This is a genomic window from Mesorhizobium sp. M1A.F.Ca.IN.020.06.1.1 (genome assembly GCF_004023265.1).
Lineage (GTDB): Bacteria > Pseudomonadota > Alphaproteobacteria > Rhizobiales > Rhizobiaceae > Mesorhizobium.
Genome location: NZ_RZSR01001432.1, coordinates 1 through 995, shown reverse-complemented (window position 1 = coordinate 995; position 995 = coordinate 1). Strand labels below are relative to the sequence as shown.

The window sequence follows — 995 nt, the reverse complement described above, 5'->3', positions numbered from 1 at the left end:
GTTCAGCACCGTGCGGCGGGCGACCAGGAGGGAGCGCCACAGACGGCATTGCCGGCTCTTCACATGCACCTGCCGATACCAGCCGGTGCGCATGATCTGCGCAAGCGCGCGGGCGTCGTTGCGATCGGTTTTTTTCGGCATCGTCTTCATCGCAGCATTGGCAGCCCGCGTCTCGATGCAGATCGCCGGCAGGCCTTCGGCGTGCAATCCGTCGTGAAGCCAGGCCGTCAGCGAGCACGCTTCCAGCCCGATGCGCTCCAGCGGAAGCCCGACTTCGCGCAGCGCCCTGCTCAACGCCTCCGGCTCGCTCGCCACACGCGTTTCCTTGACGATCCGGCCGCTCTCGTCGACCACGCAAATCGCAGTCTCTTCCAAAGACACGTCAAGTCCGGCAAAGTACTTCATGGCTGCTCCTCTCCGATGCTTGTGGCGAATCACATCGACCACGTTCTCACATCTCGACAGGAGCAGCCGCCCTCACCCGGGCTCGGCAGAGACCCCAATCACCCCATCTGTTTTGTTCGCAATGGAGAGCTTGGCGATCAAAAAGGACTTGCGTAATGTAATGATGTGCATTACACGACAACTATGATGAAATGGCTTGAAACGTCCACTAGCGGCGACGGAACAGGGATGCTGCAATCGCAGCCTACCTACGACGATGAGCGCCTTTTCGCCATCCTTAAACGTTCAGAACCTACTAGATCGGAGAGCTCGGCGGTGGTGCTCGACGCCTATCTCCGGCGGGCGCAGATCGCGGGTGCAGGCGCCGAGGTCGAGGCCTCTCTCAGGGACACTTTGCTGACCTGGGCGCGGCCTGACAATACCATGGCATCTCAGCGCCACTTCTGGCGTTTCTGCCACGCCGTCCGGCACACCGAAGAATTCGATCTCGACGTTCGGCTGCTCCCTACTATGGAGTTTGAAAGCTCCTCGGTGGACTGCAGGACAATTGCGCCGGCGGCATCGCCGGGGTCCGATGTACTGGCGAAGCT

Annotated in this window: 2 protein-coding genes; one reads left to right on the top strand and one right to left on the bottom strand. The window is 60.9% G+C overall.

Annotation, left to right across the window (positions count from 1 at the left end):
- On the bottom strand, nt 1-405 hold a 405-nt coding region (locus tag EOA60_RS34630), incomplete at its 3' end, for a transposase (RefSeq protein ID WP_164748584.1).
- Nucleotides 406-633: 228 nt separating this feature from the next.
- Here EOA60_RS34630 and EOA60_RS34625 point away from each other — a divergent pair.
- The coding region (locus tag EOA60_RS34625; RefSeq protein WP_164899847.1) for a hypothetical protein at nt 634-995 on the top strand (362 nt) is incomplete at its 3' end.